This is a genomic window from Bacillus cereus group sp. BfR-BA-01349 (assembly GCF_022663795.1).
GTDB classification, from domain to species: domain Bacteria; phylum Bacillota; class Bacilli; order Bacillales; family Bacillaceae_G; genus Bacillus_A; species Bacillus_A cereus.
In genome coordinates, this window is the sequence record NZ_JAKUGE010000016.1 from 49,145 (window position 1) to 68,246 (window position 19,102).

The following is a 19,102-nucleotide window of genomic DNA, read 5'->3' on the forward strand; positions in this document are numbered from 1 at the left end:
TTCGTTAAAAGTTGAACTAACCCCAGAAAGTTTGACAAGTCGTTTCATTAGGCAGCTTTTAGGGCATGAGTTCGATATTGTACCGGGCTCATGCCTTTTAATTTTGCCTTAATTCGTTTGTGATTATAATAATCGATATATTTTTCAAATTCTTATTTAAAATGTTCTATGCTTTCAAAATCTTTTAGATAAAGAAATTCAGACTTCATAATACCAAAGAAACTTTCAATAATCGCATTATCGTAACATCTTTGATACAAGTGAATAGGTTGGTCTTGAATCAATTGTATAAGCGATTATCTCTCAATTAAATAGATCTAACATCGGTGATAAGTAGAGCTTCTCGCCGCATAATTTAAATTCTGTTATGTCTGTAACTCATTTTTCGTTTGGCTTTTTAGCCTTAAAGTTACGTTCTAAAATATTTGGCGTAATCTTACCTACTTTCCCTTTATAAGAGCGATATTTTTTCATACGAACTAGGCTCTTTAAACCTAACTTTTTCACAATTCGTTGAACTTTTTTAAATAAGCATTCTCCATACGCAAACGCTCCAATTCAGCTTGTAATGCTTCTACTGACTCTTCTGTTTGTGTTTGTTTCTTTCTTAATTGATTTTTGATTGTCCTTAGTCATAGACTGACGCCCCTTTTTCTTAGATTTAAGGGCGTCTACTCCTTTTTGACGTAGCTGAATACGCCATTTTCTAATAAGTCCAGATGAAGAAATATTAAAAATAACTGCCGTTTCGTTTGGAGACGTCCCATTTTCGAACATATAATTTAGTAAGCCTAGTTTATACTGTACAAAATACGTTGTATAGCCGTTTTCAAATGCTCGGATTCCATGATATTCAAATTGTTTTATACATATTCGAACCACGTCGTGATTCGCTCTCAATGATTTCGCAATATCTTTTATACTCTCACTTCCATCTTGATAATGTATTGCTGCATTCATTTTGTTTTCTGAAGTAAATTTAGTTATAAAAAAACTACACCTCCAATTGTTAGACTGTGTCTAACAATTGGAGGTGTAGTTCATAAGAAGTAACCTGTTTTTATTGATACATTAAAAAATCGGAGGAGTAACAGAAAACAAAACAATGGCATTTTTTTCAAAATGATTCACCCATTTATGCTTTAAATAAGCAGGTATCTTTACACTGTCGCCAGTTTCTAATACGTATTCTTCCTCGTTTAAATATAATGTGATTTTCCCATCTAAGACAAATGCTAATTCTTCTCCTTTATGTTCTAGCACATTTTCTGATGAAGCTGTATTAGGCGGGACGGTCATAATTGCTGTTGCTAAATTTCCAGTGAAATCAGGTGAAAGCATTTCATATGATAAATTATCGATAATCATTTTCTTTCGTTTATGGGAACGTACAATTAAATCGTCTGTATTTGTATCTTCAAGTAAAAAGCTAAATGTTGGCACATCAAGAGCTTTAGCAAGCACTTTTAATGTTTGAATAGAAGGGTTAGCGGACCCACGCTCAATTTGACTTAACATAGATGGTGTAATATCGGCCATCTTTGCTAGTTCTTTACTAGTTAAACCTTTTTCTTTTCTTTGTTTTTCAATTTTTTTACCAATATCTATATTTTCCATAATGAAAATCTCCTTAACGGTTATTAAATTATATTTAAATAAATTAAATTAAAATTAACTAAAGTGAACGATTTGTGTTAAACTATATTAAAATTAATTTAATTATAATTTATTATATGGTGAGCTACAAGGATATAAGGAGGAAACAAAATGAAAGAAATAGGGGCATTACAAGCAGAATACCCATTAGTGAATAAACTTATTGCAACAGAAGAAGTATTTTGGATAAATCCAAACATAGAAAAGTATGAAAGGGCAATAAAAGATTCACCACTTAATGAAGAGAATGTAAAAGATGCGGAAGAGAGATTAAAGCGTTTTGCACCATATATTGCGAAAGTTTTTCCTGAAACGAAAGGGACGAATGGCATAATCGAATCACCTTTAGTGAAAATATCTTCTATGAAAGAAGCTTTAGAGACAAATTACAAGCAACCTATTTTAGGAGAATTATTATTAAAATGTGATAGTCATCTTCCGATATCAGGATCAATTAAAGCTAGGGGTGGCATTTATGAAGTGTTAAAATATGCTGAACAATTAGCTTTGCAGCATGGTATGTTAACAGAAGAAGATGATTATTCCATTTTAGATAGTGATACATGTAGAGAGTTTTTTGCCAAATATTCAATTGCGGTCGGTTCAACAGGAAATTTAGGGCTAAGCATTGGGATTATGAGTGTGAAACTAGGTTTTAACGTAACGGTTCATATGTCAGCAGACGCAAAAGAATGGAAGAAAGGTTTATTAAGAAGTAAAGGTGTAAACGTTATTGAGTATGAAGCTGATTATAGTAAAGCAGTAGAAGAGGGGCGTCAGCAAGCAGATGCCGATCCTAGCTGTTATTTTGTAGACGATGAAAACTCACATGATTTATTTTTAGGATACGCAGTAGCAGCATCACGATTACAAAAGCAATTAGAAGAGTTAGAGATTGTAGTAGATGAAGAGCATCCTTTATTCGTTTACCTTCCGTGCGGAGTAGGAGGCGGACCTGGCGGCGTCGCATTTGGTTTAAAGTTATTGTATAAAGACAACGTTCATTGTTTCTTTGCAGAGCCAACACATTCTCCTTGTATGTTACTCGGTTTAATGACAGGCCTTCATGATAAAATTGCTGTTCAAGATATCGGGATTGATAATGTAACAGACGCGGACGGACTAGCGGTAGGAAGACCGTCTGGGTTTGTCGGTAAAACGATGGAACCATTTTTGAGTGGAAATTACACAGTAAGTGATGAAGAGTTATATAGATTGTTAAAAGAACTAGCTGATACGGAAAATATTTATTTAGAGCCTTCTGCACTAGCAGGTATGATTGGGCCAGTGAAAGTATGTAAAGAAGATGAGTATTTACAAAAGCAACAGTTAACAGAGAAGGTGAAAAAAGGTACTCATATTGTGTGGGGAACGGGTGGAAGTATGGTTCCAAAAGATGTAATGAATGAATATTATAGGAAAGGTTTGGAGTTAACGGTATAAGAAAAATGAGGCTAATTGTAGCCTCATTTTTTCATGTACATAAAAATCTTTGTTATTTTCACAATAGTTCTTTATAGTATATATAAAGGATAACTAATATTGAATAAATACAACAAAAAAGCTTTATTTTACATAATAAGAGGATGTGTATACGATGTCATTACAGACTAAATATATAGCGGGTATTTCGCTTGGGGTTATGGGGATAGGCTTTGCGGCTTCTATCCCTTTTCAAGGAACGGTAGCAGGAGAGATTATACAAGGGGGATTTGAAGCTGGGTTAGTTGGCGGGCTTGCAGATTGGTTCGCAGTTACAGCATTATTCCGTCACCCGATGGGAATTCCAATTCCGCATACAGCTTTGTTACCTAAAAACCGTAAACGAGTAACGAAAGGGCTCATCAATACGTTAGAAAATGAGTGGCTAACGAAAGAAAGTATTACGAATAAAGTAAAAGAAATGCAGCTAGCACAAATGGTGCTACAAATTGCAGAGAGAGAAATGCAGTCTGATGCTGTGAAAAAAGGCATTGTAACGATTGCTGAGAAGGCGATGGTTTCAATCGATACAGAAAAATTAGCGGTTATTATTGAAAAAGAATTAAAGACGTATTTACATACAATTAATACAAATAACATTTTACAAGTGCTTGTTGATCAATTAGTTGTGCAAGAATATGATGAGAAGACACTTGATTACATATTAGTGAAGGTAAAAGATTGGACAGCGCAAGATGAAGCTCGTTACCAGCTCGGTAGCTTAGGTATGAAGGCAATGGAAAATATAAAAGTAGATGGATTCTTGCAGTTTACTTTGAAATCATTTATGAATATTGTAGATGAAGATAAAATTGGCGGCATTTTGCAGAAGTTTATCATTAGTAATATTAACAGCCTACAAGAGGCTGATAATAGCACAAGACAACTTATATTAGCGAAGATTCGTCAAGAAATTATGAAAATGAAGCCTTATTAAAGGAATTAGAAAATTGGAAAGAAAAGTGGATTGCGAATTGGGATGCTACTGACAAAATAAAAGAGATGCTAGAGCAAGTACAACAAAGAGCAGTTGCTTTTGTAAATAATGAAGAATTTGCTGATAAATATGTTATTCCATTTTTACAAAAACAAATGAATAAAATAAAAGAAGATGAACAGACAGTTCAAAAAATAGAAGATTGGTTACAAAAACAAGTTGTAAGTCTTGTTGAGAAGAACCATTCGAAAATTGGTAAGCTTGTACAAGAAAACCTTGATAAGTTAGATGATAAAACGTTAATCGAAATGATTGAAAATAATGTCGGTAAAGATTTGCAGTGGATCCGAGTGAACGGGGCGGTTTGCGGATTTATGATTGGATTAGTGTTAGAAGGAATTAAAGCGATTATATGAGAAAAACCTTCCGCAATTGCGGAAGGTTTTTTATTTTTCGAGAACACTCATATTCAAATTATAAGCTTTCTCAATATTTAGCTTGTACGTCCCATTTCCAGTTTTAATCGAATTTTTATACCAATGTTCTTGGTTGTTTAATTCTGGATGTTCTTCTGAAGAAGTATTTTCGTTTTTCGTTAAATCTTCTACTTGTTCCCAAGGTGTACTTCCATGGGTTTCTTTTTGATTCGTTACTGCTGTTAAAGATACATCACTTTCTTTTGCAAGATGGACAGACACTCTTGAGCCTTCCTGTACAAACCAATTATTTTGTAATTGACCTGGATAAAGAGATAGTTCGTTATTTGAAGCACGGATTTCCACATTTTTATTTTGCGGAAGAACAAGCGTTGGTTTCACCTGTGGTGCTGAATTAAATAACGTATGCTGAACAGGTAATGATTTTAAAGTGATATACATCGTTTCTCCAGCCGTTTGAACTGAAAGAAAATCATCTCGTTTTAAATTGAGTTTTTCATTTGCTTTCGTTGTCATTTCATAAGTTCCCAAAAGATGAATTTGATTTGTATTATTTCCCTCTATCGTTAGAGGTTGATGTCCTGCATCTACTACGATTTTTTTGATAGATTCAGGTATATCAAATTGTCCGTCTGGAATATTACTCGTTTGCCTCGTTGTGTTAATAGAGTGACGAACTTCTTCTAGTAATCCAGTTGATAATAAACAGTAAAAAGCAATTCCGACGCTTCCTAAAACACCGATAAAGAAAATACTAAAAATATCATATTTAATAAATGATTGTTCCTTCTTAGAAAATAGAAGGTATAGTAAAACTTCGGCTCCAAGTATGATGAGTAAAACTGGCCACCATGCAGTTAGTGTATCTAATACTTGAATTCCTTTTACGACTGAAAATAGTAAAAAGCATCCTAACGATATAATAGAAAGCCCCATTGAGAATGTTCCAACACGCCAAGTCCTCATTCGCTTGTCCCACCTTTGTTTTCTTTATTTCCAAGTAACAATTTAAAGCCGCCGCCAATTAAAAGGAGTGCAACGATAGATGTTTGGAAATAGCGATAATATAGTTCACTAAGATGAATATTAAATATAGTTACAAAATAATCATTCAAAATAGGAAGGACTGTTTGATTTAATAAATAATAACCACCGAGTGTAATTAATCCGATACCGATCCATCTTTGATGATTTATAAAATAATCGATAATGGGTTCGTCTTGAACTCGTTCTTTTCCGTATTTTGCTGTTTGCTGTAACGCATCAAAAAAGCTATAGAACCAAATGATTGGTACTAAAAATAAAAACGCAGAAAGTCTTAATAAGTCGAGTAAATAAATAGATAGTAAGAAGGCTGCCATAAGCTGAAGACCACGGCGTTGTAAGCCTAAATACATATGACCTGCTCCAGGGAACATCGCTAAAATAGAAGCAAATGTTTTACTTTTCTTTCCCTGCTCTCGATGTTCTTCAAAATCTTCGAAAATAGTACGGTCAATTAATTGCTCGCCACGTTCTTTTTTCTGTAGTTGCTGAACAACGTCAAAGAAATTATAAATCCATAAAACAGGTAACGTAATAAGGAAGATAAGAAAACTTTCTTGCGATGTTAAAAGTGCAACGAAAATGATCATACTTCCGATTCCTGTGCAAGCTACTAAAAATGTAAGTCCGCGTTGCATAAGTCCTAATTGGAAATGGCCAAGTCCAGGGATGATGGATAAGAGAATGATATAAAATCGTTCGCTCTCTTTAGAGGAATTTATCACTTCTCCAGCTTCTTGCTTTTTCGTTTGGTTTATAATGGTGATAACTAAATCTAGTAAGTTAATTACCCATAGAACAGCTAGTAAAAATAGAGAAAGAAAAGCAATATCACGTTCTCTTACTACTATGGTACAAAATACTGCAAAGGAGAATAGAAATAGTGATCCTCCGCTATATAAAATAAACCGTCCTAGCTTTTTTAAGTATAAATGTCCAAGCCCAGGAATTAGCCCTAATACAAGTGCTAAAAAGGGATTTTTATTCATGCTTTGAACCTCCGTCCTTTTTCGATGTGTCTACCGATTTGTTTACAATTTGTTGTGAAATAGAAGACTCGTTATGTTTTGAAGATTTCTCTAAATTTGATGTCGCTGTAAAAATATACTGAAATAAACCACTTACCATAAAAATAATTGTAGCCGCAGTCGCAATTATGTAATGAATGATCGTGCGCTTTAGTGAGGTTGTTTTTATATTTTCATTAGACTGTAGTGTTTCAAAATTAATTTGCGTCATAACTTCGTTCGTAAATGAATCATCATTTATCATTGGAAGGTTTTCATGTTGTTCATCAATACTTTCCATATAAAGTGCTAAACAATGATCACATTCATAAAGATGTTCTTCCATAGATTCACGTTCATTGCTTTCTATAAAATCTAATGTATAATTGCGCCAATCTTCTTTTGAATAATGCATCATAGAAACTCTTCCTCCTTCCAATGTTTTTTAATCCATTTTCGTGCTCGATACAGTTTCATTTCGACTGTTTTTACTTCGATGTTTTCCTGTAAAGCAATTTCTTGATAGCTCTTTTCTTCTAAGTAATGTGCGAGAACGACGTCACGGTAATTTTCGGGAAGTTCTCTCAGTTTTTGAGCAATGAGTAATTTTTGCTCTTTCGTCAATAATAAAGCCTCAATATTATGAGAGGACTGTATATTTTCCTCAGCTTCTTTACATAAGGAGAGTTCTTCACTTTCTCTAGCTTTCTTTCTCTTATAATCAATAGCGTGATTGGTGGCAATACGTGCCATCCACGTTTTTAATCCGCGAAATTGATAATTTGGGAGAGAGGTGTGAATTTTTACGAATACTTCTTGTGTAACATCTTTCGCATCTTCTTCATGTCTTAAAATAGAAAAGATAACTTGAAAAATATAATGACGATATGTTTGTACAAGGATACGAAAAGCATGCTCGCTTCCTTGCTGTGCTTTTTCAATTAATTGTTTTTCCTCAATCGGTCTCTCCCTCCTTTTTGACGCATTCTATTATATAGACGTAAAGAATGATAAGTCACCCTACACATTTTGTAAAAAAGAATAATATATTTTTTGCGGGAGAGCTAGATGAAAAAAGGTGTGAAAAAATGGTAAAGAGAAGTATATAATGAGCAAGTAGGAAATGTTATACGGAGAAAGGATGTGAATGTTAGTAGGGAAAGGTTCATACTAACAAACATGAAAATTAAAATATTAATAGCAGATGATAACTCTTTTATTAGAGAGGGCATGAAAATTATTTTAAATACATACGAAGAGTTTGAAGTAGTAGATACTGTAAATGATGGGGAAGATGCTGTAGCGTATTGTAAAAAGCATGAAGTTGATATTGCTCTTTTAGATGTTCGTATGCCAAATATGAACGGTGTAGAGGCGACGAAGTTCATTTGTGAAGAGACGAAAACAAAACCGCTTATTTTAACGACGTTTGATGATGATGAGTATATTTTGGATGCAGTAAAAAACGGAGCGAAAGGTTATTTATTAAAAAATAACGATCCGGAGCGTATTCGTGATGCGATAAAAGGAGTATATAACGGTCAAACTGTTATGCAAGATGTTGTCCTCGATAAAATTAAGTCTAATTTAATGGAAAGTAAAGAGGAAGAATGTAAAATTGATAAGAGCCTTTTCACAGAAAGGGAGCTTAGTATTATCGCATTAATTGCAAAAGGTTTCTCAAATAAAGAAATTTCGAAACAGCTTTTTATATCTGAGGGAACAATTGCAAATTATATTACGTCAGTTTTAGGGAAAACTGGACTTGAACATCGCACACAAATTGCGATTTATTACTTAACAGGGAAAGTAGATTAATGATATGGAATTTTGGTTAACTGTAAGTAAATTAATTGTCTTTTTATATATTGTGTTCAGTTATATTTACGCAAATGTAGCAAATTTACCGTGGGTTATATTTACTTTACTTATTTACCTTTCTGTAAACGTAATGATTTCTATATTTAAAAAAGATACGTATAAAAAAATATTAATCTGTATATCCATTGGCGTAGTTATGTTATTTACATGGAGGGTTCATCCATTTTTTATTTTGTTTTTACCTTTGAACTTATACGAAATTACATTCTATTACATAGAAAAGAATTGGCCACGCTTTGTTGTTATGATGCTCCCAATTACGATTGCAGATGAAAGTATTCGAATGACTTATGGATTAATTGTTGCATTTTCTTTTCTCGTTTTAACTATTGCAGATCGATATATATCGCGTGTAGTAAAGCTTGAATCGCAAAATGATAAGATGCGAAAAGATATGCAACGACTTACGAAAAGCTTACATGAAAATAAAGAGTACATAAGACAATCTGAATACACATTTAAGCTAGAAGAGAGAAATCGGTTATCGCAAGAAATTCATGATAAAATTGGTCACTCGATGACGGGTGCGCTTATTCAAATGGAAGCAGCAAAAAGGTTAATGGAAATAGATAAAGAAAAATCTGCGGAGTTATTACAAAATGCAATTCACATTTCAAAAGATGGAATTGAAAGTATTCGCATTACATTAAAAAATATGAAGTCACCAACTGAGCAAATTGGTATTCATCGTATGAAATTATTCATAGAGGAATTTGCCGGTAAGAATGATGTGAATATTCCTTTTGTATATAAAGGGAACTTAGATATGATTTCTCCCATTCAGTGGAAAATTATCGGTGAGAATGTTACAGAAGCACTAACAAATGCAATGAAATATGCTGATGCTACAGTTATTTCTATAGATATTCATGTGCTTAACAAGATGGTTAAGGTGCAAGTGAAGGATAACGGAAAAGGGGCAGCTCTTGTTAAAAAAGGTCTCGGTATTATGGGGATGGAGGAGCGAACAGCTTCAGTAAACGGAAAAATTATTGTAGATGGAACAAGTGGCTTTTCAGTGACGATGTTGTTGCCGATATAAGAGAATGGGACGAAGATGAACCATCTCATATGAAAAAAGTGAATATTCTCATGTGAAAAGAATGAACTTCTGCACTGAGCAGGTTCATTCTTTTTGTTTATACTAAAAGCAGAGAAACCGAAATAGGGGTGAAAATGATGAATACATTAGAAATTAAAAATTTAACGAAAAAATTTGGTGATTTCATCGCAGTTGATAATATGTCTTTATCTATTAAAGAAGGAGAAATATTTGGCTTTTTAGGATCAAATGGTGCTGGTAAGAGTACAACGATAAATATGATTGCTGGCTTGTTAAGAAGTAATGAAGGTGAAATTAGCATACTAGGAAAAAATATAAAGAAACATAATCGATTTGCAAAGATGAATATTGGTATTGTTCCGCAAGATATTGCGATTTATGAAGAGTTAACTGCCTATGAAAATGTGAAATTCTTTGCTGGGTTGTACGGATTACGAGGAGCCGAATTAAAAGCTAGGGTAGAGGAAGCTCTTCAATTTGTAGGACTTAGCGATAAACATAAAAGTTATCCGAAAAACTTTTCTGGCGGGATGAAACGAAGACTGAATATCGCTTGTGCAATTGCTCATAGACCGAAGTTAATTATTATGGATGAGCCGACAGTTGGAATTGATCCACAGTCAAGAAACTACATTTTGCAGTCAGTACGTAAATTAAATGAAATGGGAAGTACGATTATTTACACGAGCCACTACATGGAAGAAGTAGAAGAGATTTGTACGAAAATCGCAATTGTCGACCACGGTAAAGTGATTGCAGAAGGTACGAAAGAACAGTTAAAAGCGATTATTACAGATACGAAAGATATTTGGATTGAAGTGAAGTCAGTAGAAAATTTAGATGTAGAAAAGTTAAAAGAGATAAACGGTGTGAAAGCTGTTCAAATTGAAGAGAACGTAATCAAGGTAAACTCGGATGCAGGATTAAATAATTTAAATCAAATTATTCAGCATTTCATTAATCATGACATTGAAATTCGTTCATTAGAGGAGCAGGCTCCAAACTTAGAAACAGTATTTCTTACGTTAACCGGAAGAAACTTACGAGATAAATAAAAGGTAAATGAAGAAAAGGTAAAGGGAGGTTCATCAATTGAACATCTTCAATATTGCAATTATGCATATTAAAAGAGATTTCAGAGACGTAAGAACTTTAGTTTTTATGTTAGCATTTCCGATTGTACTTATGCTTGTGTTAGGAACAGCGTTAACCAACGCATTTAATAGTGATAGTCATTCGATTAAAGATATACAAGTGCTATATAAAGATGAAGCGAGTAGCACGTTTTCTCAATCATTTGCAGCATTTACGAAAGAAGTGGATAAATCGGGTATTCATTTTAAAAAAGCTTCCGGCAGTATAGATGGGAAAGAAGAAGTGAAGAAAAATAAATATGCTGCTTATGTAGAGTTAAATAAAGATGGTGCAAAATTTTACGGAAGTGACAAAAGTAGTATTGAGGGGAGTATTGTGGAAGGAATGCTTACAACATTTGTTGATAAGTACAATGTAGCGGTCGAAGTTGCAAAAGTAGATCCTACTAAGGTGAGCACAGTTATTTCAAACGGAAATCATAATGATTATATAAAAGAAACATCCTTACAAGCTGCGAAAAAACCAGGTTCTATGGATTACTATGCGGTTGTAATGACAACGATGATTGCACTATATGCTGCGATGGGAGCGAGTTCTTTAATTCGAGGAGAACGAATACGTAAAACAGGAGATCGTCTCATTGCTGCACCTATAAGTAAAGCTGAAATATTCATTGGAAAAGTACTTGGTAGCCTAGTAGCAAATGCCCTGTGCATATTACTCGTCATGTTATTTAGTAAATTTGTTTTTCAAGCGAATTGGGGCGACCATCTTGGAATCATATTTCTTATTTTATTAACACAAGTCTTTCTAGCAATTAGCTTCGGTTTAGGAATCGGATATATCACGAAAACAGCTGAAGCGTCTAGGGCAATTATTATGGTTGTTGTGCAATTAGCTTCTATTTTTGGAGGTGCATATTTCGTAGTAGAAGAAAATTTCGTTACGAATTTATCGCCATTAACTTGGGCAAATACAGCTGTTATGAAAATTATTTATGCAAATGATGTAGGGGCAGCACTACCAGTCATTTCTTTAAACCTTGGAATATCAGCACTCTTTTTATTAATTGCAATTATTGCATTACGTAGACGGGAGGGGCTATAGTATGAAGGATATTTTATGGCTCATACAAAAAACGTTATCTGTACTTTTGAAAAATAAAAAAGGGTTATTCATTATTATTAGTTTGCCGATAATAGGGACGCTCATTTCCTTCTCGATATACGGAAATGCAGGGCAAGGAACGTTAAATATCGGGATTGTAAATAAAGAAAATGAGCCGATAGCAAATGATACGATAAAGTTTTTAGAAGGATTAAATCATGTGAATGTGAGTAAGGTTAAGGAGTCTCAAATAGAAGATAAACTCACTTCCAAAAAACTTGATGGAGTTATTACATTAGATTCTGGTTTTTCAAAAAGTGTTCGAGAAGGGAAACCAGAGCATATTGAAATTTCATCGATTAAAGGTGATCAAGTAACAGGATTTATAAAATCATATTTATATAATTATATTGATAATATAGCAGCTATTAGTAAAGTGGCAGGAACAGATCAAAGTGCGTTTGATAATATGTACGCAGGGTATCAAAAAGGTTCATTTAAAATGAAAACTGAGACGCTAGAAGATACTTCGAAAAATAAAGATATGACAAATCAAACGATGGGTTACCTTATTATGTTTATGCTGTTTTCAGCAGCGAACTTATCAGGTTATATTTTAAAAGAAAAAGAGAATAGAACGTACTTTAGACTATTATCAACGCCGATAGATGGGAAGAAGTTTATATTATCTAATGTCGGAGTAAATATGATAATACTAACAGTACAAATTTTGATTACAATCCTATTCCTAACGAATGTTTTTCATACGAATATCAATATGCCTTTCATAGTGATGATGGGCGTACTAATGCTATTTGCATTAATCGCAATTGGAATATCATTAGTCCTTGTAGCTTTTTCGAAAAACTCAGCATCGGCAAATGCGATGCAAAATATGATCATTGTACCAACATGCTTACTTGCTGGATGTTATTTCCCATATGACATTATGCCAAGTGCAGTACAAAAAGTAGCTAATTTTCTTCCGCAGCGCTGGTTGTTAGATACGATATCAAAACTACAGCAGGGAATACCATTCTCGGAGTTGTATTTAAACATTTTAATTTTATTAGCTTTCGCAATTGCATTCTTCTTAATTGCTATTTATAAGTTTGGAAGAAATAATGATGCGAGAAATTTTGTTTAATGTGAAAAGGTGTGGCTTAATGCCATACCTTTTTTGTTTGAAATTTAGAGTATCTTTTGTAGAGCACTTCGTTATGTGAAGCATGCAAAACATATTTATGTCCCTTTAGAAGAAAAACGCTATGTAGAACAGCGTTACCGTCACCATGTTTTGTAAGTAAATCACTGACGACTTTGCCGTCTGTCCATTTCAGTTTGGAATGTGAAGGGACGGCTTGTAAATATTGAGTTGTTTCCTCTCCATCTCCGGCAATGAGTGTCGTTTCAATATTTCTTTTTTGTATAATAAATCTATTTTTATTTAATGTATCGAGGAAAGGGTTTTTCGTTTCCATCTTACTATAAGGAAGAAATGTAATAGAAGAGTTGGATTTTATAAATAAATAATTTCCGTAATCTTTACAAGGAATAACATCTTGTAATCCTGGAAAGTAAATGTGTATCGCCTCAACTTTATTCATTTTATGTAAGATGCTTAAGTAACAAATATATTGTTCCATATAAAAATGAACGATATTTATTTTAGAAGAGGCATGGATAGGGAGACTGCCTCCAGTCCAATAACTATAATTTGGTGGAGATCCAGCGTTTGGTGTGCAGAGTATTATAAGTTGATTCACATCATTTTTATATTCGTCACTTTGAACGTAAGAACGTCCAAGAAGGCCGCCCATACTATGACAAATTAAATTTAGTTTATCGCAACCTGTAATCTTTTTAGCATAAGCAATCGTTTGTAATAAATATTTTTGTGTAGAAAAAACAATACGCTGCCGCCAGTCATAAAAACAGATGAACAAGTCTTTATTTCGTTCGTACCCCATACTTTCTAGCATCATGATGAATGGTTCGTAAACAAATGCAGAAAGTCCAAAACTCCAATTACCAGTGCCGGGAATAATAATATTGCTCATTGAACCGAAAAGACCTGGGATAAAAACAATAGGAGTTTTTCCTTTTCTCATATTCGTATCTCCTTTAACTGTTTAGTATCAATAAAAATAAGAAATACATTTCGTATGAAAACATATTTAAATGAAACACTACGAAATAGTAAGGAATATGATTGGAAGGAAACCAAAATGATTAAAAAAATATTAAGAGTTACTTCTATTATTATTGCTATTTTCGTTTTTATTGTAATTTGTATGCATATCGATGTTACCTTAGGTAGGAAAATGGAAGCTGGAAAAAACATGCCGACAGAGTATGCGCCTCATTATAGTGACTTTCAATTATATGTAGAAGGGAAGTCTTTTTATAAACAATTATTTACTGATATAAGAGAAGCCAAAAGCTCCATCTATACTTATTTCTTCATTTTGTCGGATGATAAAAGTAGTCATACTTTTTTTAACTTATTAAAAGAGAAAGCAAAAGAAGGAGTAAACGTCTATTTATCAGTTGATCGCATTAATGATTTATCATTTGAAAGAAAGATGATAAATGAATTGCGGGAAAGTGGTGTGCATTTTACATATAGTAGAAAACCTGCATTGCCATTCGGATTTTATTCACTTCACCATCGTAATCATCGCCGTATTACGACGATTGATGGGGATATTGGCTATACAGGCGGATTTAATATAGGAGATGAGTACTTAGGGAAAGATAAGCGATTTGGATATTGGCGTGATTATCATGTACGGCTTAAAGGAGAAGGAGCAAAAGATTTAGAAGAGCAGTTTGCTTTAGATTGGAAACGAGATACGAAAGAAGAGATAAAGAGGAGTACGAATAAAGCTAGTAAAGGGAATACATTACATACTATGACTAGTTACAATGGGCATTACGTTGCTGAAAAATATATAGAGCTCATAAAACAAGCTCAGCACTCCATTGTAATTGCAACGCCGTATTTTATAGCAAAAAATAAAGAATCCATGAATGCTTTAATTGCAGCACAAAAGCGTGGTGTTACAGTAAAAATACTTTGGTCATATAAACCAGATCTACCTCTTATAAAAGAAGCGGCGTATCCATACATACGTCAAGCTGTTAATAATGGGATTACTGTATATGGGTATAAAAAAGGAATGTTCCATGGCAAATTAATGCTTATTGATAATGAATTAACTGTTATTGGTACAACAAACTTTACTTCGCGTAGCTTCAATATAAATGATGAAATGAATTTTTATATTTATGGCGGTCCTATTGTAGGACAAGTTAATAAGGCGTTAACAGAGGATTTTCATGATTCGAAAGAAATGACGAAAGAGTTTTTTGAGAAGTTATCTTTTTGGGAGCGTTGTAAGGAGAAAGTGGCGGGATTGGTTGAGTTCTATTTGTGATGATGGATTAGGAAAGGGTGCCTACAAAAGGCACCCTTTTTGGTGGGAAATCATTATTTTTCATGCACCAGCATCGTAACATCATCATTAATCAACGTCCCCACATGTTCACCTAAACATATTTTTTTCATGACTCCAGGCTCATCAAAGTTAAAGACATGCGTTGGTAAATTGTAGTCCCGGGCAAGCAGTAATGCCGCTTGATCCATGACTTGTATATTTTGTCTAACGACATCATTATAGTTTAGTTTGCTGTACATTTTTGCTGATTTGTTATGCTTCGGATCACTTGTAAAAACGCCATCGACACCCTGTTTTGCGACTAATATGGCATCGCTATTCATTTCAATAGCTCTTTGTACGCTTGGATAATCTGTCGTCACGAACGGTTGCCCGTTTCCGCCTCCAAAGATAACGATATAGCCGTTATCTAAATGGTGGACTGCACGCAAGCGAATGTATGGTTCAGCTACTGCATTAAATGGAATGGAAGTCATAACGCGTACTTCTCTATTTGTTTTACTTGTTAAAACACCGCGAAGCATTAAGCTGTTAATGATTGTACCTAACGTACCGATATTATCAGCTTCTACGCGATCGATTCCCCATTCTTCAGCTAGATACCCCCTAAAAATGTTATCGCCACCGATGACGATGGATACTTCGATACCTAAATCAACAATGGATAAAATTTCGTTTGCGATATGTTCTAATCGTTTGGAGTTAAAGCTATTTCCAGTTTGATCGGCAAGTGCACCGCCGCTTAATTTAATTAAGACACGTTTATATGGTCTCATAACAATTCCCCCTATATAGATCGCAATAAAAAAGGAACAAAGGCGAATGTCTTTGTTCCCTTTTAAGAAAATGAAAAAGAAAAGAAGAAGATAGGACGAATTGCTTTGTATAGTTTTTCATAACATCCACTCCTTTTCATTTTGATTTGTTTTAAGTATATATTTTTTTGATTATACGAAACAATCTGATTACTTATCAAGTTTATTTTATCGTTTTTTAACAAAATGGTGTCAATGAAAAAAAGAAGAAAAATATTTGAATTTTTTGTGACGAACTTGTAGGTTTTTGTATGATTTTGTAGGTTCGCTTATAAGATGTGTGAGTAGCTTTTATAAATTCAAATTGAAAGCGTTCGCATGAAGGGGATGAACATAAATGAAAAAATTCGGATTGGCAACACAAATTTTTGTCGCGCTTGTTTTAGGGATTGTAGTAGGGGCAGTCTTTTATGGCAATAAAACGGCGATTTCTTATATCACACCAATTGGGGATATATTTATTCACTTAATTAAGATGATTGTAGTACCAATTGTTATTTCAGCATTAATTGTTGCAGTAGCTGGTGTAGGAGATATGAAGAAGCTTGGGAAACTGGGTGGTAAGACAATTCTTTATTTCGAAATTATTACGACGATTGCTATTTTAATGGGATTACTTGCAGCGAATATATTCCAACCAGGTACTGGTGTTGATATGAGTAATTTACAGCAAAGTGATATTTCTTCTTATAAACAAACTGCAGATGCAACAGAGAAGAAAGGTTTTGCTGAGACAATTGTTCACATTGTACCGAAAAACGTATTTGAATCGATTGCACAAGGTGACCTATTACCGATTATATTCTTCTCAGTATTATTCGGCTTAGGAGTTGCGGCAATTGGGGAAAAAGGAAAGCCTGTCTTTAACTTTTTTGAAGGCGTACTCGAAGCTATGTTTTGGGTTACAAATCAAGTTATGAAATTTGCACCATTTGGTGTATTCGCATTAATTGCCGTTACGGTTGCAAAATTTGGTGTAGCAACATTACTTCCGCTAGGAAAACTAGTGCTAGCTGTATACGTAACTGTTATACTATTCGTTGTGATTGTATTAGGTATTAATGCACGAATGGTTGGAGTAAACATTTTTACATTAATAAAAATTTTAAAAGAAGAATTGATTCTTTCATTTACGACAGCAAGTTCAGAAGCTGTTTTACCTAATATAATGAGAAAAATGGAAGAGTTCGGTTGTCCAAAGGCAGTTGCCTCTTTCGTAATTCCGACAGGTTATACATTTAACTTGACTGGATCGGCTATTTATCAAGCGTTAGCGGCATTATTTGTTGCACAAATGTACGGTGTGCACATGTCACTAACGGAGCAAATAACGTTATTATTCGTTCTCATGTTAACATCCAAAGGTATGGCGGGAGTTCCAGGTGCATCGTTCGTTGTTGTATTAGCAACGTTAGGTTCAATGGGGTTACCACTAGAAGGTATCGCATTAATTGCGGGAATTGACCGCATTTTAGATATGATTCGCTCATCTGTCAATGTATTAGGAAATGCATTAGCGGCCATTGTTATGTCGAAGTGGGAAGGCGAATTCGATAATGAGAAAGCAAAACAATATGTAGAAACAGTCAAAGAAACAAAAGCAGTATAAGAAATCGTTAAGGAGTGAATAATCATGGCAACATTAACTGAAGTTAAAAATGGTGTTCGAATTGAAAAAGATTTTTTAGGTGAAAAAGAAGTACCAAACTATGCATACTACGGCGTACAAACAATGCGTGCAGTTGAAAACTTCCCAATTACAGGATACAAAATCCATGAAGGTTTAATTAAAGCGTTCGCAGTTGTAAAAAAAGCTGCAGCGCTTGCGAATACAGATGTAGGAAGATTGGAATTAAACAAGGGCGGTGCGATCGCAGAAGCTGCTCAAGAAATTCTTGATGGAAAATGGCATGATCATTTCATCGTAGATCCAATCCAAGGCGGAGCGGGTACTTCAATGAACATGAATGCAAATGAAGTCATTGCCAATCGTGCTCTTGAATTATTAGGAATGGAAAAGGGAGACTATCATTATATTAGTCCAAATAGTCATGTAAATATGGCCCAATCAACAAATGATGCATTCCCAACGGCGATTCATATCGCAACGTTAAATGCATTAGAAGGCTTATTACAAACGATGGGTTATATGCATGATGTATTTGAATTAAAAGCAGAACAGTTCGATCATGTGATTAAAATGGGACGTACACATTTACAAGACGCTGTGCCAATTCGCCTTGGACAAGAATTTAAAGCGTACTCTCGTGTACTTGAACGTGATATGAAACGCATTCAGCAATCACGTCAACACTTATATGAAGTGAACATGGGAGCAACTGCAGTTGGTACAGGCTTAAATGCAGATCCAGAATATATTGAAGCAGTTGTAAAACATTTAGTTGCAATTAGTGAACTGCCACTTGTCGGTGCAGAAGATTTAGTAGATGCGACGCAAAATACAGATGCTTATACTGAAGTATCTGCAGCACTTAAAGTATGTATGATGAATATGTCTAAAATCGCGAATGACCTTCGCTTAATGGCATCAGGTCCACGGGTTGGCTTAGCGGAAATTATGCTGCCTGCTCGTCAACCAGGTTCATCTATTATGCCAGGGAAAGTAAACCCTGTTATGCCAGAGGTAATTAATCAAATTGCGTTCCAAGTCATTGGTAATGACCATACAATTTGCCTTGCTTCAGAAGCAGGACAGTTAGAATTAAACGTTATGGAACCAGTACTTGTTTTCAACTTACTTCAATCGATTAGCATTATGAATAACGGTTTCCGTGCCTTTACAGATAATTGCTTAAAAGGAATTGAAGCGAATGAAGATCGCTTAAAAGAGTATGTTGAGAAAAGTGTAGGAATTATTACAGCCGTGAACCCTCATATCGGTTATGAAGCAGCAGCTCGCGTTGCGAAAGAAGCAATTGCAACAGGCCAATCCGTTCGAGAACTTTGTGTGAAAAATGGTGTATTGTCACAAGAAGACTTAGAGTTAATTCTAGATCCATTCGAAATGACACACCCAGGGATTGCAGGAGCAACTCTTTTAAAGAAAAATTAAAAGAAGAGGGGGACAATCCCCTCTTTTTTGTTTACAATATAGAA

17 protein-coding genes and 2 pseudogenes are annotated in these 19,102 nt (G+C 34.3%); 10 read left to right on the forward strand and 9 right to left on the reverse strand.

The features are described 5' to 3' along the window. Window positions 1-47: 47 nt before the first annotated feature. The 3 genes and pseudogenes from MR169_RS28465 to MR169_RS11220 all read right to left on the reverse strand — a co-directional run. Window positions 48-525: pseudogene (locus tag MR169_RS28465) on the reverse strand (IS3 family transposase); the annotation flags it as partial. A gap of 33 nt (window positions 526-558) precedes the next feature. Continuing rightward, entirely contained in the window at window positions 559-960 is a 402-nt protein-coding gene (locus MR169_RS28470; protein ID WP_481746816.1) for a helix-turn-helix domain-containing protein, read from the reverse strand. Between the two features lie 111 nt (window positions 961-1,071). Next, a complete protein-coding gene (locus MR169_RS11220) occupies window positions 1,072-1,617 on the reverse strand; it encodes a helix-turn-helix domain-containing protein (RefSeq protein ID WP_000427637.1) in 546 nt (181 codons plus the stop codon). Between the two features lie 150 nt (window positions 1,618-1,767). Between MR169_RS11220 and MR169_RS11225 the strand changes: the two genes are divergently transcribed. Further along, the gene (locus MR169_RS11225) at window positions 1,768-3,099 is read left to right on the forward strand and encodes a D-serine ammonia-lyase (RefSeq protein WP_242319406.1); all 1,332 of its coding nucleotides are present in this window, start codon (window positions 1,768-1,770) and stop codon (window positions 3,097-3,099) included. A 154-nt stretch (window positions 3,100-3,253) separates the two neighbouring features. Continuing rightward, window positions 3,254-4,491, forward strand: a pseudogene (locus tag MR169_RS11230) (DUF445 domain-containing protein). Window positions 4,492-4,521: 30 nt separating this feature from the next. Here MR169_RS11230 and exsE read toward each other — a convergent pair. Genes exsE through MR169_RS11250 form a run of 4 tightly spaced genes read right to left on the reverse strand, consistent with a single transcriptional unit; the run spans window position 4,522 to window position 7,523 of the window. Then, a complete protein-coding gene (gene exsE, locus MR169_RS11235) occupies window positions 4,522-5,478 on the reverse strand; it encodes an exosporium protein ExsE (protein WP_016117552.1) in 957 nt (318 codons plus the stop codon). Then, on the reverse strand, window positions 5,475-6,545 hold the full coding sequence (locus MR169_RS11240) for a hypothetical protein (RefSeq protein WP_001039124.1): 1,071 nt from the start codon (window positions 6,543-6,545) through the stop codon (window positions 5,475-5,477). Before MR169_RS11240 ends, exsE begins: the two co-directional genes overlap by 4 nt. Further along, a complete protein-coding gene (locus tag MR169_RS11245) occupies window positions 6,538-6,981 on the reverse strand; it encodes a hypothetical protein (RefSeq protein ID WP_000972351.1) in 444 nt (147 codons plus the stop codon). The genes MR169_RS11240 and MR169_RS11245 overlap by 8 nt, the downstream gene beginning before the upstream one ends. Then, window positions 6,978-7,523: an RNA polymerase sigma factor gene (locus MR169_RS11250; RefSeq protein WP_306461541.1), complete on the reverse strand. Its 546-nt coding sequence runs from the start codon at window positions 7,521-7,523 to the stop codon at window positions 6,978-6,980. The genes MR169_RS11245 and MR169_RS11250 overlap by 4 nt, the downstream gene beginning before the upstream one ends. A 219-nt stretch (window positions 7,524-7,742) precedes the next feature. Here MR169_RS11250 and MR169_RS11255 point away from each other — a divergent pair, with 219 nt between their 5' ends. The 5 genes from MR169_RS11255 to MR169_RS11275 all read left to right on the forward strand — a co-directional run bounded on the left by MR169_RS11255 (window position 7,743) and on the right by MR169_RS11275 (window position 12,856). Next, the gene (locus tag MR169_RS11255) at window positions 7,743-8,381 is read left to right on the forward strand and encodes a response regulator transcription factor (protein WP_050569649.1); all 639 of its coding nucleotides are present in this window, start codon (window positions 7,743-7,745) and stop codon (window positions 8,379-8,381) included. A gap of 4 nt (window positions 8,382-8,385) precedes the next feature. After that, a complete protein-coding gene (locus MR169_RS11260) occupies window positions 8,386-9,486 on the forward strand; it encodes a sensor histidine kinase (protein WP_242319407.1) in 1,101 nt (366 codons plus the stop codon). A gap of 137 nt (window positions 9,487-9,623) precedes the next feature. Continuing rightward, a complete protein-coding gene (locus tag MR169_RS11265) occupies window positions 9,624-10,562 on the forward strand; it encodes an ABC transporter ATP-binding protein (protein WP_001093811.1) in 939 nt (312 codons plus the stop codon). A gap of 37 nt (window positions 10,563-10,599) precedes the next feature. Continuing rightward, window positions 10,600-11,709, forward strand: a complete 1,110-nt coding sequence (locus tag MR169_RS11270) for an ABC transporter permease (protein WP_001020152.1) — start codon at window positions 10,600-10,602, stop codon at window positions 11,707-11,709. 1 nt (window position 11,710) lies between these two features. Continuing rightward, complete coding sequence (locus tag MR169_RS11275; RefSeq protein ID WP_242319408.1) at window positions 11,711-12,856, forward strand: ABC transporter permease; 1,146 nt, start codon at window positions 11,711-11,713, stop codon at window positions 12,854-12,856. A 16-nt stretch (window positions 12,857-12,872) separates the two neighbouring features. On the opposite strand, the gene MR169_RS11280 is transcribed toward MR169_RS11275, so the two are convergent. Continuing rightward, entirely contained in the window at window positions 12,873-13,820 is a 948-nt protein-coding gene (locus tag MR169_RS11280; RefSeq protein ID WP_242319409.1) for an esterase/lipase family protein, read from the reverse strand. 117 nt (window positions 13,821-13,937) lie between these two features. Here MR169_RS11280 and cls point away from each other — a divergent pair, with 117 nt between their 5' ends. Continuing rightward, a complete protein-coding gene (gene cls / locus MR169_RS11285; protein WP_144574819.1) occupies window positions 13,938-15,149 on the forward strand; it encodes a cardiolipin synthase in 1,212 nt (403 codons plus the stop codon). A gap of 53 nt (window positions 15,150-15,202) precedes the next feature. On the opposite strand, the gene pyrH is transcribed toward cls, so the two are convergent. After that, window positions 15,203-15,946, reverse strand: coding sequence for a UMP kinase (gene pyrH, locus MR169_RS11290; RefSeq protein ID WP_242319410.1), 744 nt, complete (start codon window positions 15,944-15,946; stop codon window positions 15,203-15,205). A gap of 376 nt (window positions 15,947-16,322) precedes the next feature. Between pyrH and MR169_RS11295 the strand changes: the two genes are divergently transcribed. Together MR169_RS11295 and aspA are read left to right on the forward strand one after the other, a co-directional pair. Continuing rightward, window positions 16,323-17,594 (forward strand): cation:dicarboxylate symporter family transporter, encoded by a 1,272-nt coding sequence (locus MR169_RS11295; protein ID WP_242319411.1) that lies wholly within the window; start codon window positions 16,323-16,325, stop codon window positions 17,592-17,594. 24 nt (window positions 17,595-17,618) lie between these two features. Further along, entirely contained in the window at window positions 17,619-19,058 is a 1,440-nt protein-coding gene (gene aspA / locus MR169_RS11300) for an aspartate ammonia-lyase (RefSeq protein ID WP_242319412.1), read from the forward strand. The last annotated feature ends 44 nt before the right edge of the window (window positions 19,059-19,102 follow it).